This is a genomic window from Paraburkholderia sp. MM5482-R2, from assembly GCF_050436125.1.
Taxonomy (GTDB): Bacteria; Pseudomonadota; Gammaproteobacteria; order Burkholderiales; family Burkholderiaceae; genus Paraburkholderia; species Paraburkholderia tuberum.
The window spans coordinates 620342-645688 of the sequence record NZ_JBNDLP010000004.1 but is presented as its reverse complement, the minus strand read 5'-3'; the positions used below and the strand labels follow the sequence as shown (position 1 = coordinate 645688).

At 62.3% G+C, this 25347-nt stretch carries 17 protein-coding genes; 5 read left to right on the top strand and 12 right to left on the bottom strand.

Going from position 1 to position 25347, the window contains the following annotated elements:
• The 5 genes from tssF to OKW37_RS38945 all read left to right on the top strand — a co-directional run bounded on the left by tssF (nt 1) and on the right by OKW37_RS38945 (nt 6555).
• Nucleotides 1–1881, top strand: coding sequence for a type VI secretion system baseplate subunit TssF (gene tssF / locus OKW37_RS38965; protein ID WP_090810718.1), 1881 nt, complete (start codon nt 1–3; stop codon nt 1879–1881).
• A 2-nt stretch (nt 1882–1883) separates the two neighbouring features.
• Nucleotides 1884–2951 (top strand): type VI secretion system baseplate subunit TssG, encoded by a 1068-nt coding sequence (gene tssG, locus OKW37_RS38960; RefSeq protein ID WP_429355274.1) that lies wholly within the window; start codon nt 1884–1886, stop codon nt 2949–2951.
• Entirely contained in the window at nt 2948–4021 is a 1074-nt protein-coding gene (locus tag OKW37_RS38955) for an ImpA family type VI secretion system protein (RefSeq protein ID WP_429402022.1), read from the top strand. The genes tssG and OKW37_RS38955 overlap by 4 nt, the downstream gene beginning before the upstream one ends.
• A 72-nt stretch (nt 4022–4093) precedes the next feature.
• Nucleotides 4094–5110, top strand: a complete 1017-nt coding sequence (locus OKW37_RS38950) for a fimbrial protein (protein ID WP_429402024.1) — start codon at nt 4094–4096, stop codon at nt 5108–5110.
• Between the two features lie 41 nt (nt 5111–5151).
• Nucleotides 5152–6555 carry a GlcNAc-transferase family protein gene (locus tag OKW37_RS38945; RefSeq protein ID WP_429402026.1) on the top strand — a complete coding sequence of 468 codons (1404 nt, stop codon included), beginning with the start codon at nt 5152–5154 and terminating at the stop codon, nt 6553–6555.
• On the opposite strand, the gene OKW37_RS38940 is transcribed toward OKW37_RS38945, so the two are convergent.
• The 12 genes from OKW37_RS38940 to OKW37_RS38885 form a co-directional block, all read right to left on the bottom strand.
• Nucleotides 6460–9894, bottom strand: coding sequence for an RHS repeat-associated core domain-containing protein (locus tag OKW37_RS38940; protein WP_429402028.1), 3435 nt, complete (start codon nt 9892–9894; stop codon nt 6460–6462). The genes OKW37_RS38945 and OKW37_RS38940 overlap by 96 nt on opposite strands.
• A gap of 16 nt (nt 9895–9910) precedes the next feature.
• Entirely contained in the window at nt 9911–10177 is a 267-nt protein-coding gene (locus OKW37_RS38935) for a PAAR domain-containing protein (RefSeq protein ID WP_090810707.1), read from the bottom strand.
• Between the two features lie 89 nt (nt 10178–10266).
• Nucleotides 10267–12708, bottom strand: a complete 2442-nt coding sequence (locus tag OKW37_RS38930) for a type VI secretion system Vgr family protein (RefSeq protein WP_429402030.1) — start codon at nt 12706–12708, stop codon at nt 10267–10269.
• A 40-nt stretch (nt 12709–12748) separates the two neighbouring features.
• Nucleotides 12749–16714, bottom strand: coding sequence for a type VI secretion system membrane subunit TssM (tssM, locus tag OKW37_RS38925; protein ID WP_429402032.1), 3966 nt, complete (start codon nt 16712–16714; stop codon nt 12749–12751).
• A gap of 13 nt (nt 16715–16727) precedes the next feature.
• Entirely contained in the window at nt 16728–18062 is a 1335-nt protein-coding gene (tssL, locus tag OKW37_RS38920) for a type VI secretion system protein TssL, long form (protein ID WP_429402034.1), read from the bottom strand.
• Nucleotides 18059–19408, bottom strand: a complete 1350-nt coding sequence (tssK, locus tag OKW37_RS38915; RefSeq protein ID WP_429402036.1) for a type VI secretion system baseplate subunit TssK — start codon at nt 19406–19408, stop codon at nt 18059–18061. The genes tssL and tssK overlap by 4 nt, the downstream gene beginning before the upstream one ends.
• 5 nt (nt 19409–19413) lie before the next feature.
• Nucleotides 19414–19959 (bottom strand): type VI secretion system lipoprotein TssJ, encoded by a 546-nt coding sequence (gene tssJ / locus OKW37_RS38910; RefSeq protein ID WP_429402038.1) that lies wholly within the window; start codon nt 19957–19959, stop codon nt 19414–19416.
• Nucleotides 19960–20099: 140 nt separating this feature from the next.
• Nucleotides 20100–20582 (bottom strand): Hcp family type VI secretion system effector, encoded by a 483-nt coding sequence (locus OKW37_RS38905; RefSeq protein WP_184023663.1) that lies wholly within the window; start codon nt 20580–20582, stop codon nt 20100–20102.
• Nucleotides 20583–20691: 109 nt separating this feature from the next.
• Complete coding sequence (gene tssC, locus OKW37_RS38900; protein WP_187616474.1) at nt 20692–22194, bottom strand: type VI secretion system contractile sheath large subunit; 1503 nt, start codon at nt 22192–22194, stop codon at nt 20692–20694.
• A gap of 46 nt (nt 22195–22240) precedes the next feature.
• Nucleotides 22241–22774: a type VI secretion system contractile sheath small subunit gene (tssB, locus tag OKW37_RS38895; protein WP_429402041.1), complete on the bottom strand. Its 534-nt coding sequence runs from the start codon at nt 22772–22774 to the stop codon at nt 22241–22243.
• Nucleotides 22775–22979: 205 nt separating this feature from the next.
• Nucleotides 22980–24659: an OmpA family protein gene (locus OKW37_RS38890; RefSeq protein WP_429402043.1), complete on the bottom strand. Its 1680-nt coding sequence runs from the start codon at nt 24657–24659 to the stop codon at nt 22980–22982.
• Nucleotides 24656–25339, bottom strand: a complete 684-nt coding sequence (locus OKW37_RS38885; RefSeq protein WP_429510115.1) for a DotU family type IV/VI secretion system protein — start codon at nt 25337–25339, stop codon at nt 24656–24658. The genes OKW37_RS38890 and OKW37_RS38885 overlap by 4 nt, the downstream gene beginning before the upstream one ends.
• Nucleotides 25340–25347: the final 8 nt, after the last annotated feature.

The window sequence follows — 25347 nt, the reverse complement described above, 5'->3', positions numbered from 1 at the left end:
ATGGACCCACGATTTCTCGACTACTACAGCCGCGAACTGACCTACATGCGGGAAATGGCCGGCGAGTTCGCCGCCCAGCACCCGAAAATCGCGCGCCGCCTTGGCATGGAGGGCATCGACGTTGCCGACCCCTACGTGGAGCGGCTCATCGAGGCGTTTTGCTTCATGTCGGCGCGCACGCAGATCAAACTCGACGCCGAATTTCCGCGCTTTACGCAGCGCCTGCTCGAAGTGGTCTATCCGAACTATGTCGCGCCGACGCCGTCGATCGCCGTCGCGCAGTTGCGTCCGAGCCTGCGCGAAGGCGATTTCACGAGAGGGCTGAAGGTGCCCCGGCAAAGCATGCTGCGCTCGGCGATCCCGCCCGGCGAGCAAACCGCGTGCGAATTCCGCAGCAGCCAGGACGTCACGCTATGGCCTATCGAGATCGCTGAAGCCCGGCTCAGCGCCGTGCCGCCAGATATCCCCGACACCGATCGCCATCTGTTGCCGCACCTGCAATTGCGCGGCGCGTTACGGCTGCGCCTGCGCACAACAGGCGAAGTGAAGTTCAACCAGATGACAGACTTCGACCGGCTGCCCATTTACATCGGTGGCGACGAACGTATCGCTTCGCATCTGTTCGAGCTGATCCACGCCGGTAGCGTCGCCTCCGTCGTGCGCGCGTACGGCGCGTCGAGAGACGAAGGGCACGTGGTCGCGAAAACACCGGTCGAATTTGAAGGTCTGCAAGCGCAACAGGGTCTGCTGCCGCTCACGTGGAATACGTTTCACGGCCACAACCTGCTTCAGGAATACTTCGCATGCCGCCAGCGCTTCTATTTCTTTGCGCTGACGCAGCTCGCGGCGGGTCTCGCGCGCGTGGACAGCAAGGAGGCCGAGGTCGTGCTGCTGCTCGACCGCCTGCCGGAAGAGCTGGCCGCGCACGTCGACGCAGCGCGTTTCCTGCTGTTCTGTACGCCCGTCATCAACCTGTTTCGCAAGCGCACCGACCGCGTCGAAATCAATCGCGCGCAAACCGATTTTCATCTGCTCGCCGACCGCACCCGGCCGCTCGACTACGAGATTTTTTCGGTGTCGCGCGTATTCGGTCAGCGAGCGCAAACATCGCTCGAAGTCGAGTTCAATCCGCTTTATCAGACGCTGCATAGCGACGTGGGCAACCACGGCCGCTATTTTTCGGTGCGCCGTGAGCAGCGCGCGCTGTCGGCCAATGCACGCAAGTACGGCACCCGTACGCCGTATATCGGGACCGAGGTCTACGTGTCGCTCGTCGATCAGGCGGAGGCGCCGTACGCTGACGACATCCGCTACCTGTCGGTCGAAGCGTGGGTCACGAACCGTGACCTGCCGCGCCTGATCCCGCGTAACGGCAAAACCGACCTCACGATGTCGGACTCCGTGCCGATCGAGGGCGTGCGCCTCGTGCATGCACCGAGCGCGCCGCGCGCGCCGTACGCGAGCGGTGAAACGGCGTGGCGTCTGATCAGGCAGCTGAGCTTCAACTACATGCCGCTCGCCGAACTCGACCACGGCGACGGCGGCCAGGCGCTGCGCAACATGCTCGGCCTCTTCATCGCCCCAGGCGAGCGCGAACAGGCACGGCAGATCGAGGCACTCGTCGGCGCACGCACTGAACCGGTGGTCCGGCGTCTGCCGGGCGACGGACTACTCGTGTATGGGCGTGGCGTGCGCTGCGAACTGACGGTCGACGAAACCGGCTTCTCAGGCATCAGCCCGTATCTGCTCGGCCTCGTGCTCGAGCATTACCTCGCGCGCCACGTCTCGATCAACGTGTTCACCGAAACCGAACTTCGTTCGATGCAACGTGGCCTGATCACCCAATGGCGGCCACGCATGGGCGGACGCGGAGCGGTATGAGCATGGATGGGGCAATGGCGAGCGCCGTCGCGCCAACGCGATCATCGCTCGATCCGCAATCGCTCGACGCGTGGTTCGATCCGGACACGCCGTGGCAGTCCGGCTTCCTGAGCCTGCTGCGGGCGATCGCCGCGCGCAATCCGCTGATGCCGTTGCCGGGCACCGCGAGTCTGCCGCAAGAAGAGCCGTTCCGGATCGGTCAGCAACCCACTCTGGCGTTTGCGCCACGCGAAATCGCGTCGCTCGGCATGCGAGACGGTCGCCTCGACGTGCGGCTGTTCGGGCTCGGCCTGTGGGGGCCGCAGGGGCCGCTGCCGCTGCATATGACGGAGCTGGCTCACAGTCGTGTGGAAAGCCACCAGGATCATGCGCTCGTCGGGCTGGTCGATCTGTTCCATCACCGCGCGCTGTCGCAGTTTTATCGCGCGTGGGCATCGGGGCAAGCCACCGCGTCGCTCGACCGTGCCGGCGACGAAACGTTTTCGTTCTACGTCGCCAGTCTGATCGGCGTCGACCCGGCCGAGGCGGAGCGGTCCTGTCTGCCCACGCACTCGCGCTACAGCGCGGCGGCGCACCTCGTGCGCGAGGCGCGGACTCCGCACGGCATCGCGGCGACGCTCTCGCATTACTTCGGTGTTCCGATGACGATCGAAGAATTCGTGCCGCACTGGATCCATCTGTGCGCATCGGAACATACGAGGCTCGGGGTGCCGGGGCCCGCGGCGATCATCGGTGAATGCGCCCAACTCGGCGAGGCAATTCCCGACCGGCAACACAAGTTCCGGCTCGTCGTGGGTCCGCTCGACCTCGATCAGTATTTGCGCCTCACGCCGCACGGCGAGGACTTGCCGACGTTCGTCGAATGGGTGCGAGCGTTCGTCGGCCACGAATACGCGTGGGAGGTCAAGCTGCTCGTCAACCCCCGCGCGGCGCCACCCGCCTGCATCGGCACGTCGCAGAGACTCGGCTACTCGACGTGGCTCGGTGATTCCCTCGACGACCTGCCGGTCGTCGGCATGGTTTTCGAACCTGAACAGTACAACGACCGACCCCGGAGTTCCCTCGCATGAACGCCAACACTCCCGCCGTCGTGCTGCGCTACGCCGATCTGCTCGAACCGGTCTGCGCACACGCGCCTTGCGGTCCCGATCTCGAATACGATCCGGCCTTCGTGATGCTGCAGGCGGCCGCGGCCCCACGCGCCGAAGCGCAGTACGGCGACTTCGTCGACGTGCCGCCAACGGCCAATTGGGCCGACATTGAACGCGACTGCCGCGCGCTGCTGCTGCGGACAAAAGACATCCGCCTCGCGGTGATCCTGCTGCGTTGCCGAACCCGGCTCGACGGCGCGGCTGGCCTGCGCGACGGACTGGCATTGCTGATGGCGATGCTCGAATGCTATGGCGAAGCGCTCCACCCGCTGCCCGTGTTCGAAGGCGAGCGAGACGCGGCGATGTTCGCCAACGCGATCGGCGGACTCGTCGAACCGGATGGCACGCTGGCCGATGCGCGCGACATCCCGATGCCGAGGGCCGCGGGGCTTCAACTGCATTTGCGCGATATCGAAAAATCATTCGCGACGCCGCGCCAGAAGGACGCGCTCGCCCCTGAATCCGTCGCCCGGTTGCTCAAGGAATTGTGGGGCCGACGCGACGCGGCAATGGCCGCACTAGTCGAAGCGCAGTGTCTGACGCAGCGCATTGGCGCATGGTGCGATGAGATGCTCGACACCGACGCGCCCGATCTCGGCGCGTTGTCCCGAGCGCTGGAGCCATTCGCGCAGCATCGGGTGGGCGGCGGCGGGTCCGCGCCAGCGCCCGCCCGAGCCGTCAACGAGCAGGACAACAAGCAGGACAACGACAGCGTGCGCGGATCGGCGTCGGCAATCGTGGCTACGGCGACGCTACCGCAGTCCGACGCTCCCGCCGATCTGCCAATCACTGCGCCTTCTCCAATGGATCGCTGGAGCGCGCTCGCAGCCATTCAGGAAACACGCATATGGTTCGAGCAAAACGAACCGAGCAGTCCTGTCATTGTTTTGCTACGCCAATCGGAACGAATGGTGGGCAAACGGTTTTCAGAACTCGCCCATATCATTCCCGCCGATTTACTCGCTAAATGGGACGTAGCCGACAGTTGAGGCGATGTGCGCGCATGTGCGACTTTCCCCGCTGTCAGCCCATTCAGTCCGCCGGTCAACCAACAACTTCCAATGAAAAGACTCATTCATTTTCTTATCCTGGTTTGCTTCGCGATACCCCATTTCGCGTTCGCCACCTGCATCCAGTTGAAGCCTTCGCAAATTTCCGAACTGCTGTCTCAAGGCTACATCGCGGGACAAACATTAACGGTCAACATACCGTTCCGGGAAAGCTCGGTATCGATCGATCCGGCGTTACCGGTCGGCTCGGTGATCGCCACGGGCTTGTCGCCGGCGTACGCGACCTATGCGAACTTCGCGGACTGCACCAACGGGGGCGCGGTATCAATGCAGTATTCCAACGCAACGCCGTCCGTTGTATTGGGGGCTACCGTCTATAACACGAACGTCCCAGGCATCGGCTTTCGTTTGACCTATCTTCGTGCAACCGGCGTGAACTCGCCACTTCCGTTTACGCCGTCCTTTCCCGCGGGCGAACCCAATCAGGTTATCTATGCGCGCTTCGGCATTGGCTCGCAATTCGAGATCGAACTGGTCAAAACGGGCGACATCGCAAGCAACGTCAACGTGATACTCAACACCGTGGGAGCCGGCTTCGCCGAGGGTGACGGCAATCGGGTCGTGACCATCACGGGCGGCAGCATCAACGTCAAGGTTCTTCCAAGTTGCTCGGTCAATACCAGCACACTGAACATCGATTTCGGCACGTTCGGCCCAAGCGAAGTATCGACCACAAGCGGGCCAACCCGGCCAGTCGACTTTACGGTGCTCTGCACCGGGCCCACGCCACCGGCTTCGATTACTGCCGTACTTTCCGGAACCCCCGATACAGAAGATAGCAGCCTGTTGAAGAACACCGGCGCGACGCATCTCGCGATTCGTTTGCGGGATGTTTCAACCAACACAATCTTCAGGCCCAACGATCCGACGAGCACCCTCGTCCACACACCGCAGGGCGCGATGCAATCGCCGTTTGCACTCGAGGCGACGGTGCTGCGCGTCGGAACAGCAACGCCGAGCGCAGGCAGGATCCAGGCAACCGCAACAGTCACGATGACCATTCTTTGAATCGACTATTCAACGACGAAGGTCCACCAGAATCAACGCGCATGACCCAGTTATCCGTCACACCGCCGCACTCGATCTTCGTGCAAATCGCGAGTTATCGCGACCCGCAGTTGATCCCCACCCTGCTGGATTTGATCCAGAAAGCTAGAAAACCTGATCTACTACGGATCATCGTCTGCTGGCAGCATGCGCACGACGAGACGATGATCCAGTTCTGGCAGCACGGCTTTGGCAATTGGCGAACCGAGCATACCGACGGTTGGACCATCCAACATCTCAGTCATCGTGAAGCGAAAATCGAATTGATCGACGTGCCCCACATGATGACGCAGGGCGCATGCTGGGCTCGCAATCTGGTCCAACAGCGATACGGCGGCGAGCGCTACACGCTGCAACTCGATTCGCACCACCGCTTCGTCGATGCATGGGACACGCTCGCAATCGAGATGCTGGAGTCTTTGCGCGATGCAAGTCCGAAACCCGTGCTGACCGCCTACCTTCCGATGTACGACCCCGAGAACGACGACGCTCGATCCAGCGACGAGCCGGGGATATTGGCCTATGCAAGGTTTTCCAGGGAAGGGGTGGTCCTGTTTCGCTTGAAGACACTCTCCGACTGGGGAACGCGCATTCGCCCGGTCCGTTCGCGCTTCTTCAGCGCGCACTTCGCATTTGCCGACGGTCACTTTGCCCAGGCGGTCCAGCACGATCCTGACTATTTCTTTCACGGCGAGGAGATTTCGCTTGCCGTCCGTGCGTTCACCCACGGCTATGACCTGTACAGTCCGCACAGGCTGATCGGTTGGCACGAATATCTGCGCTCATACCGCGTCAAGATGTGGAACGACCACAATCACGAGGCCAAGGAACGGGGTGAAATCGACGAGCCTTGGCACGCGCGCAACGAGCGCTCGTTGCAGCGCAATCGTGCTCTGCTCGGTATCGACGGAGAAACGTTGGCTGGCATTGAGTTCGGCAAGTATGGACTCGGAGCGGAACGCACGCTCGCCGATTACGAGGCCTACGCGGGCATCGGCTTCAAGTGGCGCGGTGTCCAGCAGTCGGTATTGAATGATGTTCCACCAGTCGCGGGCACGCAACGTCCCGACGAAGCGACATGGAAAGCTTCTCTGCTACGCGCAAACGACGTCCGTGTGTGCGTACATCAGAATGGATTCGACAGGCATCTGGTCACGCCCGGCGTCGAGCAGGCGCTGCGGGCCGCGACGTCAGGCACCGTCGTGATTTACGGCAACGACGAGACGGTACTGCGCCGCGAGACCGTCGACGGCAGCGGTCTTTCCCGATACCGGAAAAACGGCTGGCTCGACTTCCATGTGATTTTCGAATCAGAACTTGGCCAGCTCCCAGCCTGCTACGTCGTGGAGTTGTTCGACGACGCCGGCAAGGTATTGAGCCGGGTCCGGTGCGCCATCGATGCATGACGCATCCGCGACGACGACGCGCGGAAACGCCTCCGGCGTCGCGCGGCCGACAGGATTGCACCACGTCAGCGGATTCGGCGCGTAGCGATACGGACTGGCTCCGCCTTCGCCGTTGCGATCGGGGCTGATGTAGCGGCCCGCGTGAGGATCATAAAAACGCGCACCGTTGTAGCACAGCGTGGTTTCATCGTCCGCGTATTGGCCGGCATAACGAAGCGGCTGCGCAAACGCGTCGCTGCTTGGCCACTCCGGCGTCACGAGACTGCCCCACGCCCGGTAACGCCCGCGCCATACCACCTGGCCGGTCTCATCCGTGAGCGCGACGGCCGTACCGGCGACGTCAGTGTGATAGTGATAGACCTGCGTGTTCTTGATCGCGCCATCATCGGTGAGGGTCTGGTCCACGCAAGCGAGCGGCGCGAAGCCGGTTGAGCGGTCGGGCTCGGGTTGATACAGGTACGTGCGCAGTTCCATCGCGCGCTGCTGCTGGATCAGTCTGTGTCCTTGCCACAAATATCGCGTGAGCTCGTCCTGTTCCGGCGTCGATGACTGCTGCGCGCGCCGTGACGAAGCGGGTTCGACACGCCTGCCGATACGCCGACCGATTGCGTCATACTGATAGCGCACGGTATAGCCCTTGCGATGCGCAGCGATGACGTGCCCCTCCGCATCCCAATCGAGCGATAGCGTATGGTTGCGGCCACGCCTACGCACCAATTGCCCCCACACATCATAGTCATAACGATGTCCGCGGCACTCCCGTAACCGGTGGTCGGGATACACGGCCGGGAACCAGCTGCCGCCAGGCGTATCGAGCAGATTGCCAGCGGCGTCCCACGTGAAATACTCGATGTCCCCCTTCTCCGACACCGAGCGCAACAGACAGCCACGCCGGTCGTAGTCGTACCACGTCTGACCGTCGGCCTCGGCGCCCGTCCTGACGATCACGTCAGCGAGACTGTAATCGGCTTCGCGCCACAATCCGGCGACAGGTTCTGTCGCGCAGCCCGGCGTATCCACGTCGCGCCCCGTCACCGAACGCCACCACACCGGCAAGCCGAGCGGCGAATAGCCCGTATGCGTGCGCAAACGGCCTTGCGTGCGCGCAACCGGACGCCTCATCGCGTCATACCAGAAGCGCGCAATCTGTCGATCGTCCAGTTCGACGAACGCGACAGCGCCAGTTTCGAAGCGACGCATACGCAACTCCTGCCCCTGTGGCAGCTGAATCGCGACAAGGCGGCCAACGACGTCGTACGTGTAGCGCAGTGTGCCGTTTGCGCCGTGCTCGGCGATCAGACGGTCACCGGCGTCGTGTTCGAAGCGGATCTCATCCGCTCCGATTCCGAGTAGCTCGCCTTCTCGTGTTGGCTCGCGGCTCACGCAGTCGAGCAATCCGCGCGGCGCGTAGCGATACATATAGCGGTTGTGCGCGGTCTCACGCCGGATCAGACGGCCCGCGCGGTCGTAGTCGAACGTTTCGCGACGCTGTTGCGCGCCCGCCTTCCACGTGAGACAACGGACCTGACCGGTATCCGCATAGTCGAAGTTGCGTTCCACGCCATCGGCATCCGTAATCGACAGGCAACTGCTCGCATTCCACCGAAGCAACTGCAACGCGCCGTTCGCGCTTTCGATTCGAACCGGGCGCCCATGCGCATCGTATCGACGCACGATCACGTGCCCCTCTTCGTCGACCGCGCGTACGACATTGCCGCGCCGGTCTCGATACCAGTGCCGGCTTCGGTCACTCGGGCCGACGAACGACGTCCGCTGGCCAGCCGCATTCCACACATGACGCTCGGCCTGTCCGTCCGGACGCGTGATGGTCAACGGTCGGCCGAGGCCATCGCGCTCGATTCGCGTGACCGCGCCGAGCGCGTCGGTCACACTGACCACGTAACCATTGACGTCATACTCGTAGTCCGTCGTGCTTCCGCCAACTCCGGTGCGACGTGTCACCTGCCCCCACGCGTTATGCGCGAAGGTCGTGGCGACCCCCTGCGCATCCGTCGAGCACACGACATCGCCATCGTCACCATATTCGAAACGCGTGAATTCTCCAGACGGGGTTTGATAGTGCAACGGCTGCAAGCGATCGTTGCGTGCCCACATCCACACACGGCCATCGCTCAACGCGACTGACACCGGCTCGCGTGACGCAAACGCATACTGCGTCGAGCGGGTTGCGCCCTGGAGATCCGTCTCACACGCGACGCGTCCGAGCCCGTCGTATTCGACATGAACCACCCGCTCGCCGGGCAGTTGCATGGTGAGCGGCGCGACAGCGTCGCCGTAGTCGAACCGGTAGCGCCGGTCGTCGAAGTCCGTGTGCGACAGCACGCGGCCCTGCTCGTCGTATTGCCAATGCGCCCTGTTGCCGAAGACGTCGCTGACCTCACTGGTCCGGCTATCGAAGTCGTAGGCGAAGCGCTCACGCGCGCCTTCTGACGTGACTCGTCGAATCACCCGCGCGGCGCCGCCGATCGTCTGCCACACATAGCGTGTCGCCATTCCGAGCGCGTCTGCTTCTTCGACGATCCGCCCATCGCGGTATGCAAAGCGACGCACGATTTCGCCGACCCGGTTGCGTACCTCGGTGAGTTCGCCGCGCTGGCTGTAGCCGTACTGGACCAGCGCGCCGGTGGGACCGCCGTCGACACACTCGACAGCGCTCAGACGCGCGCCCATCCGCGCTTCGTAGTGCATGCGCAGCTCGTGGCCGCAGGTCCCACGCATGCGCAGCAAGCGCCCGCCGGGATCCCAGATCAGGCCGATGCGCTGCTGACGAAGATCCTCGACGTATTTGAGCCGTGCGATTCCGTTCGCGTCGAAGTCGCCGAACACGCGGTAATGCGGCGTCAGATCCGCGACGACGAGGCGTCCGTCGCTCAGATGCGCGATGTGCAACTGCGCAGCCGACGCAATTACCTGCGACCCGCGCTCGGGAAACGGCACGCTGAGCGTGCTGCCGCATTCGTCGGTGTAGAGCAGTTGATCGTCCCGCTTGTGCAGCGTGACTTCCCAACTCGTGCGCCAACCGACGCCGAGCAGCCCGAGCGCGTGCTGCTCGCTCGAATAACAACGCGACCATACGAGCGGAAGACGGCCTCGCAGCCTGAAGTCGGTTTCGTCGGTAGGTAGGCAGACTTTGCTGCCGCTGATTACCTCGACCGAGCCGCACAGAATGCCCGACAGCGCACGACGCATCCGCAAGCGGTCGACGACGTCGCCGAGCCGCTCACAGCGATCGAGCAACGGTCCGACACTGGCGAGGGGCAATACGACGCCGGGCAAACCGACCAGCTCGCCGCCGATTCCCGCGAGTCCCGTCGTCACATGGCCCCCATCGTCATCATGAACCGATGCGCACGTCTGGCGAGCCAGCGGAACACGGCGCGCCACACGAAACCTTGCCGCCAACCAATGCCGCCGGCACGTTGTTGATCAACACCGTACCCGAACCCGCGACCACAGCTTGCGAGCACGGGTGCAGCGCGCAAACGGCAGAGCTCATACCGACGAGCGCCGCAGGCAATCGATTGATGAAGACCGTCGGGGAGCCCGAGACGATCGAACCGCCATGTCCGATCGCATCGCCTTTGCGAGCCGCTGGAAACATGATCGATTTTCTCCTCATGGAAACTGAACGTCCGTGCAGGGCGATGCGCGAAGGCATTCGCCGTCTGCACGGTATTGCGAAATACGCTGTTACAAGTCAATGCCGGTTTTCGGCGGCTCTTCGGACGGCGGCGGCTCCTCCGACGGTGCCGGCTCTTCCGATGGCGCCGGCTCTTCCGATGGCGGCGGCTCTTCCGACGGCGGCGGCTCTTCCGATGGCGGCGGCTCTTCCGATGGCGGCGGCTCTTCCGATGGCGGCGGCTCTTCCGATGGCGGCGGCTCTTCCGATGGCGGCGGCTCTTCCGAGGGCGGCGGACATATCGTCGGAAGCGGACATATCGTCGGAAGCGGCTCGTCCGATGGAGGTGACGGAATAACTGGAACGTCCAGCGCATCGAGCACCACTACAGGAACTGGCACCGTCACTGAGCTGCCGCATTCCTTGTCACCGGGGTTAAGGTCCAGCGGCGTGCCTTGCACCACGACACGGGTGTCACCCTGGATGCGGATCGACTTACCGATGAGCTTGATCTCGCCATCCTTGTTCATGGTCAGCGAGGACTTGCCGCACACGATAGACAGCGCCTTCCCGGCCGACAGCGAATAGGCTCCGCCTACCGCGTGCGTCGACGCGCCACCAACCGTGACCGTACGTGCACCGCCCACCGTCAGAAGGGAGGCACCCCCAACCGCGGTCTCCTCCGCCCCGCCAATCGAGACAAAGTGTGCAAGACCCACGGAATAGAAGGCGACACCCTTCACCCTTACCGAGTACTTGCCGCCGACGATCGTGCTGGACGTCGCGCCGACGGTCATGCTGTGCGCCGCGGCCACGCCGATCGTGTAGTCGGCACCGACGACGTGTGACTCATTCAGCTTCGTCAGGCGGTTCATGTCCCGTTCCGCCTGCAACGTGAATTCCTCGGCACCCGCCTTGTCCTCGAAGCGGATGCTGTTGTAGTTCTGCAGGCCCCCTTCCATCGACCGGCTCATGAAACCGCTCTGCGTCGCGTTGCCTGGCAAGTCATAGGGCGGACGCGTCGCCGCGTTGTACAGGCTCCCGGTGATCAGCGGACGATCCGGGTCGCCGTTCCAGAAGTCGACGATGACTTCCTGGCCGATGCGCGGAATGTAGATGCCACCGAAACCCTGACCGGCCCACGCCTGGCTCACACGGACCCAGCAGGAGTCGGTTTCGACGTTTTGGCCGTAACGGTCCCAGACGAAGCGGACCTTCACGCGGCCGAATTCGTCGGTCCACAGTTCCTTGCCCTCGGGACCCACGACGACAGCCGACTGCGGCCCGTTGACGACCGGCTTCGAGGTCTCCCGCGGCAGTCTGAACACTTCGCTTGTCGGTTGCGCGTCGAACTTGTTGCTGCAGGTGTATTCGTAGCCGCTACCCGATTCGTCCGGCGTACCGGTCAGGTCGAGCTTCGTACCGATGACGAGGTATTCGCAGTTCGCGGCCGTATAGTCGTAGTTGGTCAACACGAACGTCTGCCCGCACGCGAGTCCCCGTACGTTACCTTCGCCTTTCGCTCGCGTACCCGGCGCGCGCAGTGCTTCCATGCGCGTACGCGCCAGCAGTTCACCGTGGCTGCTGTCGGTGTAGTCGCCCGGCCAGTCGTAGCGCTCGAGCAGGTTCCAACTGGTGTCGCGCGGTTGCTGATTGATCGCCCGCATGTCGGCGCGCGAACGCGTGAAGTCGAAGTCGCTCGTCACGTAGTGACCGGTGCACAAGACTTCGGCCGTCGAAAACGCGCTGATGTATTCGGTGTCGGTCTTGCCGCCCTGCGGTTGGAACGCCAGCGTCCGGTATGACGGGTTCGGCGAGTGGCGGTGCGCGCCAATGTGGTCGCACAGCACGAGCCGGTGCTTGCCGTCGGCATGCTCGAAAAACCAGTAGATGCCCCACTCTTCCATCAGACGATGAATGAAGTCGTAATCGGTCTCGCCGTACTGGACCTGGAACGTGCGCGGTTCGTTGGTCGGACTCTCACCCTCGAGCGCATAGCGGCTCACGTCGAGGCGCTTTTCGACCGGGTACGGATAGTCCTTCAGCACCTCGTCGATGATCTCGATGACCGTCCTGTTCTGGAAAATCTTGTAGTCGGTCGTCAGGGTCGCCAGCCACAGCCACGGCTTCAGCACGACACGATAGACGTTGTAGCGGCCGTCCCGACGCAGGTATTGCGCGGCGACGACGAGTCCGGTGATTTCGCGCTGACATGCTTCGGTGTCGGCGCTCGGCTGGAGGTCGATCGCGACGGTCATTTCCTTGCCTAGCAGCGCCTTCAGGTCGAGGTTGGCACTGACGGCAAGCGGTACCGTGTAATCGTCAGGCGTGCGCAACAGCAGTTCGTACTCAAACAGCTTGCCGAGATGCTCGTCGCCGTTCAGTGACATGAACTCCAGCGCCGGCTGCGTCTGTCCGTCCGCGGTCTGCCCCGGCCACCGCGGTATCGCCGCGCTGGATACGGTCACTGCGCGGCTTTGCACACTTATCGCGTTCAAGGGATTACTTGACATGCACTCCTCTAAATTCTCTATATCGAAAAGACGCTAGACGCTACAGTTCGTCGGCGAATGCGGAGCCTGACGACGCGTCCGCTCGCCTTCCCATCGCGTTTCCGCTACCGGGACAACGAAAATCGCGCAGCAACGCCGTGAGTTGCGGTCCTGACTGTCCGCCCGATGTCAGTTCGATGACCGCGTGCCGGTCGTCGAAATTGAAGTCCACCGCCGAGCGGCTCGACGACAACGTCGACGTCACGCGGCCCCGGTCGATCAGACGGAACAGCGCCCACGGACCTTCGGTCATGACGGTCGACGTGTCCGGACGCACGCGCGGATTCGCGGTGAGGCCGGCCATCGAACCGCCGCGCGGCCCCGGCCAGGTGATCGGGGACGTCGTGACCGGACCATGCGCATAGCGCAGGTTTTGCCCGTCGACGTCGATGAGCAGATCGGTAATCTCGGGGTCCAGCGACACGACCTTGAGGCCCGCGTTCCACGACATCCGGGTCGCGCCGGGATCGCGGAAAAATGTCTGACGGATCGCCGCGGCGCGCTCGAACGGTTCGAGGCCCGGTCCCTGCATGGGCGGCATGCCGGGGCTGACCGGCTTATAGCGCCATGGCCGCATGCTCGTATCGACGCGGCTGGCGAGCGTCTTGTGGAAAAAGTCGTCGAGCAGGCCGCCGGCCGCGAACACGCGATTGAAATCGTCGATGTCGACTTCCTGGGCGCTCGCGGCAAACGGATATTTGCCTTCGACAGCACGTCGGCATTGCGCGCCAACGCTCGATTCGACCTGCATCGTGAGCAAGGAGCCGACATTGCGGTCCACCTTGCGCATCGACTGCGACGCGAGGCCCACGAGCACGGCCCGAAACGGCGGCGGAAGCTTCTGCGCCTCGAGCTGCAGCGTGGAGCCGAGGTCGTCCGTGGGCGGCATGCTGTTGGTGGCGAGCACGTCGCCGGCCGTCATCAATCGCGTGTACTGCTCGTTGATCAGCCCGATGACGCCGCCCAGCTGCAGCACGCCGCTGCCGCCGGGCAGCGCGCTCCCGCTATCGGCCTGGCCGGTCACGACTTCGCGCAGCGCGGCAAAGCGTCTGTCGACCAGTTCACGTTCCATCTTCTGTTGCGCGAGCTGACCGATCGTGGCGGTTGCGGCCACGGCGCTCGCCGCGCGCGCCGCCTGCGAGCGACGCATGATCACGTTCATGGCACTACCGGCGGCCGACGGCTCGTCCGCGCCATCCACGATCGACAGCGACGTCTCGCGCGCGGCCGTTCGCGCGAGTCTCGCCAGCGGCGAATCCGGCGCAGCCAGCGTACGCAGCGTCTGCAGATCGGGCGCCAGGGTGCCTTCGCTGCCGGACACCGGTCTCACGTCGTCGAGAAACTGGCTCCAGTAATTGCCATAGTCGGTCAGGTATTGGCGACGGATATCGTCGGCGAGCCTGTCCTTGCGCGGTGCGTTGCCGTTTGCCATCCGCCGCCGCCGCGCCGATGCATCGGCCTCGCCCATCACCCAAGTGTCCTGTTTTCGCGCCTGCTCGAGAAAATCAGGGAGGCGCTTGTTAAAAACGGCGTGATAGCCGTCGTAGGTATAGAGACCGGGGATACCTCGCGCGAGCGTCGAACCGCCGGCCAGCATGAACACGGTAGTGGCCTGCGGACCCGCGGCGCTCAGCAGCGTGACGTTCTCGGGCGCCTCGGGAGCCATCGCGTTCATCGCACGTTCGTAGAGCCGTCCGGACGCCGGATTGCGGCCAAGGAACTCGCGCGCGCGGCGCACGAGCTGCGCATTCACCGGTCTTGCCGGCACCGCGGGCACCCCTTCCACGATCAGCGCATCGAGGTGACGCGCCATCACGTTGCGCTCGCCGAGCGATGCGACGCTGTTGGCGTGTTCCCAGTCGCCGAGCACCCATGCCTTGACCGCTTTCGCGTCGTAGTGCGAGCCATCGAACAGCATCAGGTAGACCATCAGCGTGCGATAAACGCCGTCCGCGTCCTGTACGCCGATTTGCGTATCGAGCACCGTTTCGAGCCGGCCGACGACTTGCGGCAGCAGCATCTGTTTCAGCAGATTGTTGTAAGTCTCGCCGGCGGCGGCGCGGATGGCGGGCGCCGTGTAGAGCCCGTAGTGCCATGCGGCACCGGGACTGTCGAGGTCCATGCCGTCGAACTGAGGCAGGTCACGCGACGCCGACAGAAGCGTCCCCATCGTCCCGGGCTGCGGCGCCTTCCGTTGCGACAAGACCCGCGCGGCGAGCGCATTGGCCTTGCCATCGATCGCGGCGAGATACTCGCGGTTGTTGCCGAAGCTCACGACGAGCGCACCAATCAGCCACACCGCCACGACGATCGCGAGCAGATGTCCGATAAGACGCAACGCGCGGAAGCGGACTTCCCAGTACAGGTTCGGCCGCACCAGATGCGCTTCGGCCAGGATCACGCGCTGAAACAGATTGCGCAAGAAATAGCCGCGATAGCCGGTAGGCGTCGCGTCGCCGGACGACGGCGAGACCGTATTCGGCGCGGCACCAAATAAACCCGCGAGCCCGCGACGCAGCCGCTGCAAGAGCGTGGAGCTGTCGGCGGACACGGCCTCGTGAGTTTGCGCCGCGCTCGTGAAATAGACGCCGCGCAGCGTGCTGTTCAACTGCGAGTCGTCGTACTTCGAATCGAGAAACACCAGCGCGAGCAATTCATTGAGTTCCGCACACAGGCTACGAAATTCTGACGGCAGCGCATAAAGTTTCTTGCGCAGATCGACCTCGTACACCTCTTGCAGCCTCGTGTTGACGCCGTCTTCGAGTCCCTGCTCCAGCTCACGCATTTCGGCCGCGCAGTTCAGGCGCAGTGTGTCGCGGCCGTGTTCTTCCGCCGCTTCCTGATAAGGCAGTGTGAAGCCGAAAATCTGCGCGCGGCTTTCCGCCGTCAACGACTGGAAATACTCCCCGAAGCCGGGCAGCAGATCGAGCTTCGTGACGAGCACGTAGACGGGGAATCGAATCCCCAACTGCTGGCGCAACTCGCCGAGCCGAGCGCGCATGGACGCGGCGAGCGCCTTTCGTTCGGGCGCTGGGCGCGTCAACAACTCTTCGATTGAAACGACCAGCAACGCACCGTTGATCGGCGCGCGCGGGCGCCGCTTGCGAAGCAGCCCCAGAAGGCCGCGCCACTCGGCCTCGTTCACGCTCTTCAGGTCTTCCGGATCGACGTCAACCTTCGCGGCGTCTTGCGACGCTGCGTCCTGAACCGTATAGCGGCCAGCGGTGTCGATCAGCACCGCCTCGTTCGCGAACCACCAGTCGCAGTTCGCCGTTTCGACGCGGCTTCTCAGCGACGCCGCGACCATCTGATCCGCCTCCGGAAAATCCAGACCCGAGTTCAGGACCAACGTCGTCTTGCCGGCGCCTGGCGAGCCCACCACCATGTACCACGGAAGTTCGTACAGGTAGCGTTGGCTTTCGAGCAGACGACGCAACCCTGCCGGTCCGCCGCGCATGCGTTTGAGCTTGTCGATGGCCTTCGCGACGACCGCGTGAAGCGCGCGGATTTCGTCTCGTGCGACAGGGGTCGCGGCCGACTTCTTCGTGAACGGGTTCAGAACGCGCTGCAGCAGCACGTCATCGCTGCGCACTGCCCGCCACAGACGATACAGCCCATAGATCGCGTAGCAGGCAAGCAGCACCGAGATCAGCAGCACGCGGGACCAGGTGGTGCCGAGTGGATGCGTTTGGCCGAACGCGAGTATCGGTCCGAAATACCAGAGCGCGAGACACAGCAACGCGACGCCGATGACGCCAGGCGACCAGCCGAGCAGCCAGAACAGCAGCAGCAATAACAGCACGACGATCGACAGCGTGCGCGAGAGCACGCTCTCGAGTGGGCGGTAGTCGCCAAATGCAATCAGAGGTCCCACGAACCAGACGGCCACAGCCGTCACGAGGATCGCGGCGAGCACCAGCGTCTGGCGCGTGAGCACAAGTTTCGATAAGCGGTTCAAATAAGACATCAAGGCTTTCCCGTTAATGCGTGACGAAGACTTCCACGCGTCGATTGCGGGAACGACCTTCCGCTGTACTGTTGTCCGCGACAGGTTGTGTATCGCCCTTGCCGACAGCCTCGATGCGATTGCCGGGCATGCCGTGCGCCTTCAATACGTCGGCGACGAACGCGGCGCGCTTTTCCGATAGCACCAGGTTGTCAGGAAACTCCGCCGTATGAATCGGCTGGTTGTCGGTGTGCCCGGTCACCGTGACATTGCCGCCGACCCGGACGACCTCCTGCGCGACCTTGGTCAACACCGGATCCAGTTCCGGTCGAATGCGGCTTTGCCCCGGCAGGAACACGTAGTCGCCACGGAACACGACCCGGCTGCTGCTCGCGGTCTCTTCGACGGAGACCTGGCCGCGAGCGATCTCGTCTTTCAGCAAAATCGACAGGCGCAAGCGCTCGTGAACGACCGGAGCGGCGACCTTGATCGGCTCTCCGATCGCGAGAATCTTCGCTTCCAGCGCATTGCTTTGCGCCAGAAGCCGATACTTGTACCAGGCGAACAGCGAGAATACACATAGCGCAGCGACGCCCGCCGTCGCCCAGACCGGCACGCTTTTCAGCAGCCGCATCCTGCCCGGCTCCTCGCCGCGCCAGTGCGGCGACAGTTCGAGCCGCATCGTGTCCCGCGTGCCGCTGATAAGCGTCAGCATTCGCTGCCGGATCTGCTCCAGATGACGTGGACCGTCCGCGGCAACGCTGTAGCGTCCTTCGAATCCAAGGCTGAGAATGCGATACAACACCTCGAGGACGTCGATGTACTCCTGGGGATCCGTTGCCATGCGGCCTATCAGCAGGAAGAACTTCTCGCCGCCGTCCACTTCTCCTTCGAACTTGAGCAGCAGCCCCCCCGCGGCCCAAATTCCACCGTTCCCCCAACGCGTGCGGTTGGCGGCTTCGTCGAGCGCGGTGCACAGCGCGTAACGGACAGCCGCCACGTGCTTCCACGGCAAACTCGCTTTGTCGCAGACCTTCTGGAATGCGGCGACCTCACGCACCAGCAGCGAGCGCAAGCTCGCGACCGCAGCCAACGAATCGAGCGAAGCCGGCATGTCCGCCAGCATGCGCAACAAAGGCTGCGCGGCTTCACACAACGGATTGCGCGCAGCCTTCATGCGCTCCAGACGCGTCTGCACTTGTTCCGGCGGATCGAACGCGGCCGCATCGACCACCGGTTCCTGATTGGCGACACCCGCGGTTGTGGGACGCCCAGCGGGAACGGCAGACGGCTGGCTCTGGCCAGAAGCAGAGTTGTCGGGGTTCAACAGAAACTCGAACGCGTCGTCCCCGTATGCACCGGTACTCATTTTTGACGCACGCCCCACAGCTCAAGCTTGAGTTCCGGGAAGTGCCCGGCGACATGCATGGCAAGCCCTCCGTGCCGCGCAATCTGTTCCCGGAACGGTCCGGTACGCGACAGTTCGAAATAGATAAAGCCCGAGTTGAACGGAATCTGGCGCGGAGGAACCGGCAGCGCCGCTACTGCCAGACCCGGCAGGTGCGAACGGATCAATTCCGGCAAGCGCTGCGGATGACTGATCTTCGTTTGGGCAAGAAACTGCTGCTGCAGCAATTCGGAAGGCATCTGCGCGCCCACGGCGAGCACGAGGCTCGAATAGCCGGCCAATTCGTTCGGCAGCATGGCGGCCGTACGAATGCCATGCGCCTGCTCCGTAAGCGGAATGGGCTGCGCACCACGAATCAACACCTGGTTCAACAGATAGTGAACCTCCTCGACGAGGGGCCTGATACTGCGGTAGAGCTGCGCATGGTCATAGCCCGGCGCCGCCCGCGGACGCCGCGTTTGCGGACGCACGAAGGTCGAAAGCTCGCCCGCGAAAAGCGCGAGCTCGCGATACACGGTCACCGGCGCGGTCTCCTCGAGTTGGCAAATATGCTCCAGCAGCGGCTCATAGCGATTGAGCACCTGGAGCAGCAGATAGTCGGCCACTTCGGCCGCCGCGCCCGTACGGCCATCAGCACCTGACAGACGGGCGGCGAGCGCGTCGGCGCGTAGTCGCGCGAGGCCGTGCAGCTGCATCGCCCATTCCCGCAGCAGTGGATTCGCGCCGTAACCGGTCACGGGCGGAATGTGGTCGGCGCTGTGCAGCGACACGGCGCCGTCGGCGTGCAGCGCCTTCACGCGCGTCAGCGCAAGCCCGATCCACGACTGCGTCAGCTCTTTCTCGGGCAACAGCCGCAAGCGCAGATTCGAGAGTTGGACGGGCTTCGGACCTTGGCCGATCGCGTTGCTGTCGCGCAGTTCGGCGTCGTACGCATGGTAACGGGCGAGCGATCCGCTCTGCTCGGTGAAGGCGGTTTCCTCGGTGTTAGGCAAGCGAAGCGGGACCGCCAGGTAAATCACCTGCTCCTGATGTTCCGGTCCGATCGTCAGTGGGGGCGGGGGCAGCGTCAGGCCAGGCACCTCGAACGGTGTGCCGTCTGGAAATACGCCGAGCCCGCTCTTGAACACCAGCTTGCCGAACGCGAGCGATTCCTGATCGATTTCATAACGGCTGAAGCCCCAGAAAAACGGGCTCAGCGGCGCGCTCCGGCGATGCGCGAACGACTCGAAATACCGCTCCTGCTGCTGAAACAATTGCGGGCGCAGGAAGAGTCCTTCGCTCCAAACAACTTTGCTATACCAACTCATCGAAATTAGTCTGACTTTGAAATCGAAACAGTGCGCTGATCGAGCTGGATCGTCAGCTTCTGTTCCTTGTCTGGAAGAGCCATCCTGTACCATGCGGCGTCGGGCGCGATTGGCAACCGGTAAACCGCGCGCCAGACCGATTTCCCGAGATTCCGGTAGCCGGCCAGCACGCCAATTGCGGTAGTGGCGGGGTTCGACTTCCGGACGATCTCGCGTGTATCGCCGGGACGCAGAATAAATTCGTCAACGACCAGCACGTCGTCGCCAAGGATTTTTTTGTCGTCGCTTTGCAGCGTGAAAAAGTCGCCGGTTTGAAACGCCGTCGGCGACTTCAGTTCGTAGACCCGCACGAGGATCGGCGCCGCCGTTCCCCACTCGTTCGGATTGACGTTCTCGTTTGCCGCGATCTGAAGCCGGAGGGTCGTTCGCTCCTTGACAACGGGAGCCGACGCGGTAGCGCACCCGGACAGCCATGCGCTCGCCCCGCTTAGGGCTAGCCAGCCTCCGATACGCAGCCATATCGCGAAGCGGGAAAAAAAGATCGAAACCATCTGACGGTATCAAGGTGATCTCGCACATCGCCCTGAATGAACCAGGATGCCTGCATCCAGCCGGGCATCCCGGTTAACAACCTTGACACGGCGTCCCGGACAAAAGGGTCGTCGTGCCAAGATTCAGGAAAATGTGCGATTTAGGCTGTGTTCTTCTTGATATCGAAGGTCGCCGTGATCGCACCACCGCTACCGCCTTGCGCGTTCTGCACCACATATTCCTGCTTCAGGCGAGCAAAGGACAGACGCACCGTTTCGCACGGACGCGATTCACTGTCGCTGACGCCGGACGGATGCACCGAGGTAACCAGCACGTCGTTCATCGTGAATTTGATGTATTCGAGCGGATTACCGCCAGCCTTGCGCACGACGAGTTTGGCTTCGTCGATGTGCTTACCGGTCAGGCAGTATTGCGTCAGGTTGGGCGTTGCACGATCGATGAAATGCTCAAACGTGAAGTCGTCGACCGTAGCTCGGCCAGCGCCACCACCGGAACCAACGTGCATATTCGATTGCTGCGTAACGCCCCACGCCCAGCTCAGAACATCGATTTCGTCCTTGTGGTTAGCGTCTGCCGACTCACCATCAATCCCGTTAATCTTGAGAAAGATGTCTTGCGCCATAAAAATACTCCTTGATACCGATTAGTTTTAAAGATGCTCAATGAAAGTCAGGCATATTTAGTGAGCGCCTGTCCGTCGCTCAATCACCGAATGAACGGTAGACGTCAGGTCAGGCTGCATCCTTCACGAGCGGCAGCTTCGCGACGAGACGCAAAGAAACCGTCAGACCTTCAAGTTGGAAATGCGGACGCAGGAAGAACTTCGCCTGGTAATATCCCGGGTTTCCCTCGACGTCCTCGACGACCACTTCGGCCGCGGCCAGCGGTCGACGTGCCTTGGTTTCCTGCGACGAATTCGCGGGATCGGCGTCAACGTAGTTCATGACCCATTCGTTGAGCCATTGCTGCATTTCGTCCCGCTCCTTGAATGCGCCGATCTTGTCGCGCACGATGCACTTCAGGTAATGCGCAAAGCGCGAGCACGCGAACAGATACGGAAGACGTGCCGATAGATTCGCGTTCGCAGTTGCGTCGGGATCGTGGTACTCGACCGGCTTCTGCAACGATTGCGCGCCGATGAACGCCGCGTAGTCAGTGTTCTTGCGGTGAATGAGCGGTATGAAACCACTCTTCGACAATTCCGCTTCGCGGCGGTCGGAGATCGCAATTTCCGTCGGGCACTTCATGTCGATGCCACCGTCATCCGTCGGGAACGTGTGACACGGCAGGTTTTCAACTACCCCACCGCTTTCCACGCCGCGAATCAGCGTGCACCAACCGTAGTTCTTGAACGAACGGTTGATGTTCACCGCCATTGCGTAGGCCGCGTTCGACCATACATAGCGTTGATGATCCGCGCCGGCGGTCGCCTCTTCGAAATTGAATTCGTCGACCGGATTCGTCTTGACGCCATACGGCAGACGTGCAAGGAAACGCGGCATTGCGAGGCCGATGTAGCGCGCGTCTTCCGAACTACGCAGCGAGTTCCAAGGTGCGTACTCGAGGTTTTGCGTAAAAATCTTCGTCAGGTCGCGCGGGTTGGCGAGTTCCTGCCACGAGTCCATCTGCAGCACGGACGGTGCCGCGCCTGTAATGAACGGCGCATGCGACGCTGCCGCCACCTTTGCAATCGAGCCTAGTAGGTCGACGTCGGCGGGCGTGTGATCGAAGTAGTAGTCAGCGACGAGACAGCCGTACGGCTCGCCACCCAACTGCCCGTACTCTTCCTCGTAAATTTGCTTGAAGAACGGACTCTGGTCCCACGCAATCCCTTTATAGCGCTTCATCGTGCGACGCAGGTCGTCCTTCGACACATCCATAAAGCGGATCTTCAGCTTCTCATCCGTTTCCGTGTTCGCGACGAGGTGATGAAGCCCACGCCATGCGCTTTCAAGACTCTGAAAATCTTCATGGTGGAGAATCAGGTTGATCTGTTCGGATAATTTGCGATCGATCTCCCCAATAATTGACTCAATGTTTTTGTATGCGTCGTCGGACACCGTTGCCGATGTAAGCAGTGCTTGTTGAGCGAGCGTCCGGACAGCCCCCTCGACAGCCTCGCGCGCGCGCTCCGTTTTGGGCTTGAATTCGCGCGATAGGAGTGCGTTGAAATCGGACTGACTGGTCACGCTCGCCGTTGCCTTGGCGCGCGTGTTCGCTTGAAGTTCGGCCATCATTTCCCCATTGTTTCAGGCTGTGCTTTCGTGCGGAAAGCAAAAATCATTCGTTGGTCACCGGTTCGCCGGCGGATGCCGCTTCCGGCTTTGGCGCCTTTGCGAGCGCTTCGAGTAACGCTGGGTCTCTCAACACCTTGCTGACCAGGTTTTCCGCGCCACTTTTGCCATCCATATACGTTTGCAGATTGGCGAGTTGCGTACGCGCCTCGAGTAGCTGCGCAAGCGCGTCAACCTTCTTCGCGACGGCTGCGGGCGAGAAGTCGTCCATGCTTTCGAACGTGATATCGACCATCAGCTGACCTTCGTTCGTCAGCGTGTTGGGCACCGCGAACGCGACACGCGGTTTCATGGCCTTCATTCGCTCATCGAAGTTCTCGATGTCGATATCGAAGAACTTACGGTCGCCAACGGCGGGCAACGGTTCGAGCGGCTTGCCCGACAAGTCGGCGAGGACGCCCATCACGAACGGGAGTTCGACTCTCTTTTCCGAACCGTAAATTTCGACGTCGTATTCAATCTGGACGCGGGGGGCACGATTACGTGCGATGAATTTTTGAGAACTGGTAGAAGCCGACATAGTGCTCTGAGGTTGTTCGCTCAAGTAAAAGAAGGAGCGGCGACACCGCTCGCTTTCGTATGAAGTCCGCAAGCTGAAGATGTTATGTCTCGGAACAGCGCGGCGATATGGGCGGTTGCCCAAAAGTCTGTCCCGTTCGCAAAAGCGAGGCCGGGTTGGCGTGCGCGAACGCTGGCTCCCAGAGGGTTACCCGCGACGAGTACTTTCAGTGCGTGCCTGAATCGGGAACAACGGTGATTTCGACACGACGATTCATCTCGCGCCCCTGACTAGTTTCGTTGCCGGCGATCGGCCGGGTATCGCCATACCCCTGAATTGCGAAACGTGTGACGGGCAACGTAGCCGTGTTGACGAACCAATCGCGGATGGCCCGCGCGCGTGCCTCGGAGAGCTTTTGATTCGCGACGCTGGCACCCACGTTGTCAGTATGACCCGCGATGAGAATTCGCTTGTCGGGATTCGCGCGAATCAGATCGAGAACCGCGTGGAGCCTTGGCTCTGCACCTGACTTGAGCGTCGTCTTGCCGCTGTCGAATAACAAGAGGCTGTCGATCGTCACAGCAAGGGGCGGGGAATGCGCGGCGATCGTGGGGGAATGCGATGTCGCGGTCACGCGTTCAAGCGCGACTTGCAACTGCTTGCCCCGATACAGTCCCCAGCCGAGCCCGGTCGGCACACCGTTGCTCGCATAGCGAGCCAGCTCGGCGGATTGTCTGCGCAACGATTCGAATCGCTCACGCTTCGCATCCGCACGGGCTGTGGGTATATGCGTGTAGACCTCGAGGTCGTCGGCGACTCGCGTGACCAACCTGCTGTTCGACCATGCGGAGACACCAATCGACACCATCAGGACGACCACCGACGCAGCCAACGCGTGCAAGCTTCCGGAATACGACCGGGCCCACTCGCTCTTCGAAACCCGGAATCTGTCGTTCCGCGCGATGGTCTTAAGTAAAGGCAGAGACAGCGGCTTCGGTTGAGCCTTCGGCCTCGTCAGCAGCGGCCGCAGCGCGGTCTTGCCGGTGAGCCATCGCGTCCATGCGCCTGGACGCATCGGCGGGTGTCCTATGTCGGCCAACAGCAAGCCGCGCAGCGAGAACGGCGCGGTGTTCGCGAGCGATGAAAGTATCGATAGCAGCGCCTCATCTTCTAGCCAGTCGAACACTGCATGCCCCAGACCGGCACGCGACGCACGTTCCGGGTGGGCGACAGCGAGCCAAGCCTGATCCAGCTGTTGCCTGAGCGCTTGCACATGTTGCCGCGCGGTTGCGGTCGCGGGTTGCATCGTCGAGATATTCATGGCATCGCCGAACCAGACCGGTTCCACTGCGTGGTCGCTATTCGAGCCGAGGTACGCGTAGATCGCGATATAGCAGGGTAATACGAACGCCCGGGGACCGATGCAAGCGTCGATTTGATGCTTCCAGCGGGAAAATTCGCGGCGAATCACAGCATCGTCGCACTCACCGTCGGGAACAACGGGCATCAACACGGCATCCGGCGGACGTTGATGCGACTCCATCACCGTGGCCAACACGCTGGACAACTGCTGCGGGGACCGGACACGCAACCACAGCGCATCACCGTTACGTCGCAGTGTGGATGTCTGGCCATCGCGTGCAAACAACGCGCCGGCATGCGGCCCGACGACGAGAACGATCGATAACTGACGCACGTTCCCGAGCTGAAAATCCTGATCCTCGTGGGTCGGATGCGATCGCCCGTAAGCTGGCAAAACGGCGGCGCCCACCGCCGTCAACAGAACAAGACTGAGCACAACGGGCCACGATGGTTGGAGAGCAAGCGGCAAACATAGCCATATCAGTCCAACTACGGAGACGGCGATCCAGATCAGCGCCGCCCGGTAGCTGTTTCCGGAAATCATTGCGAACGCTCCGTCTGCATAGGACTACTCTGCGGCGACGACGTTTGAGGTAGACCGCGTGTCGCAAAGTCCAGACTAAGGTCCATCGCCGTCCACAGTGACGCGATGGCAACCGCACCAGCAATCACCCCGCCGGCGGTTCTGCGTGAATGTGAGATGCGTGACACGTCCGACGGCCGAAGCGAATTGGTCAGTGGCATGGCGTTATCCGGTGCGTCGGGTATGGAGAACGCCGCCTTATGACGCAGATGCCCGTTCAACGCCGATTTCGCACGCTCCAGATATGCGTTGGCGTTTTCGCGTCCGCCGTCGAAGCCCAGCCCCAGCAACATGGTGTAGAACTCAAGTCCGGCGGGGTCCGGATCGCCGCCGTCCACCACCGCCGCGATCCGGTGCCATACCCATGCGGCGCCGTCACGCACGCCATGAAAACGCATCTGCAGCGGCTCACGCAACCATTCCTCGCGCTGCCTGGACGGCAATGCATGCAACGTCAGTTCATCTAGCAGAACGCATTGTGCGAGGCTGACTTCCCGGATATCCGTTTCCGGAAAAGTTCGATCCAGCATTTGCTGCTGTAGCGTCTCGACCAACGTACTGCAACGCGCGCGCCAAAAAGGAATAGCCGGCAGCTCCGCGCCGTCGGACAGCAGTGCTGCATGCAACGCAGTCGCTCGCATGAGCGCGA

What these genes read in the sequence shown, in the direction of transcription:
- OKW37_RS38950 (WP_429402024.1), top strand. Translation starts at nt 4,094, where the DNA reads ATGAAAAGACTCATTCATTTTCTTATCCTGGTTTGCTTCGCGATACCC.
- tssM (WP_429402032.1), bottom strand. Translation starts at nt 16,714, where the DNA reads ATGTCTTATTTGAACCGCTTATCGAAACTTGTGCTCACGCGCCAGACG.
- OKW37_RS38935 (WP_090810707.1), bottom strand. Translation starts at nt 10,177, where the DNA reads ATGTTTCCAGCGGCTCGCAAAGGCGATGCGATCGGACATGGCGGTTCG.
- tssC (WP_187616474.1), bottom strand. Translation starts at nt 22,194, where the DNA reads ATGGCCGAACTTCAAGCGAACACGCGCGCCAAGGCAACGGCGAGCGTG.
- tssJ (WP_429402038.1), bottom strand. Translation starts at nt 19,959, where the DNA reads ATGGTTTCGATCTTTTTTTCCCGCTTCGCGATATGGCTGCGTATCGGA.
- tssK (WP_429402036.1), bottom strand. Translation starts at nt 19,408, where the DNA reads ATGAGTTGGTATAGCAAAGTTGTTTGGAGCGAAGGACTCTTCCTGCGC.
- OKW37_RS38905 (WP_184023663.1), bottom strand. Translation starts at nt 20,582, where the DNA reads ATGGCGCAAGACATCTTTCTCAAGATTAACGGGATTGATGGTGAGTCG.
- OKW37_RS38885 (WP_429510115.1), bottom strand. Translation starts at nt 25,339, where the DNA reads ATGCGAGCGACTGCGTTGCATGCAGCACTGCTGTCCGACGGCGCGGAG.
- OKW37_RS38890 (WP_429402043.1), bottom strand. Translation starts at nt 24,659, where the DNA reads ATGATTTCCGGAAACAGCTACCGGGCGGCGCTGATCTGGATCGCCGTC.
- OKW37_RS38930 (WP_429402030.1), bottom strand. Translation starts at nt 12,708, where the DNA reads ATGTCAAGTAATCCCTTGAACGCGATAAGTGTGCAAAGCCGCGCAGTG.
- OKW37_RS38945 (WP_429402026.1), top strand. Translation starts at nt 5,152, where the DNA reads ATGACCCAGTTATCCGTCACACCGCCGCACTCGATCTTCGTGCAAATC.
- tssL (WP_429402034.1), bottom strand. Translation starts at nt 18,062, where the DNA reads ATGAGTACCGGTGCATACGGGGACGACGCGTTCGAGTTTCTGTTGAAC.
- tssG (WP_429355274.1), top strand. Translation starts at nt 1,884, where the DNA reads ATGGATGGGGCAATGGCGAGCGCCGTCGCGCCAACGCGATCATCGCTC.
- tssB (WP_429402041.1), bottom strand. Translation starts at nt 22,774, where the DNA reads ATGTCGGCTTCTACCAGTTCTCAAAAATTCATCGCACGTAATCGTGCC.
- tssF (WP_090810718.1), top strand. Translation starts at nt 1, where the DNA reads ATGGACCCACGATTTCTCGACTACTACAGCCGCGAACTGACCTACATG.
- OKW37_RS38955 (WP_429402022.1), top strand. Translation starts at nt 2,948, where the DNA reads ATGAACGCCAACACTCCCGCCGTCGTGCTGCGCTACGCCGATCTGCTC.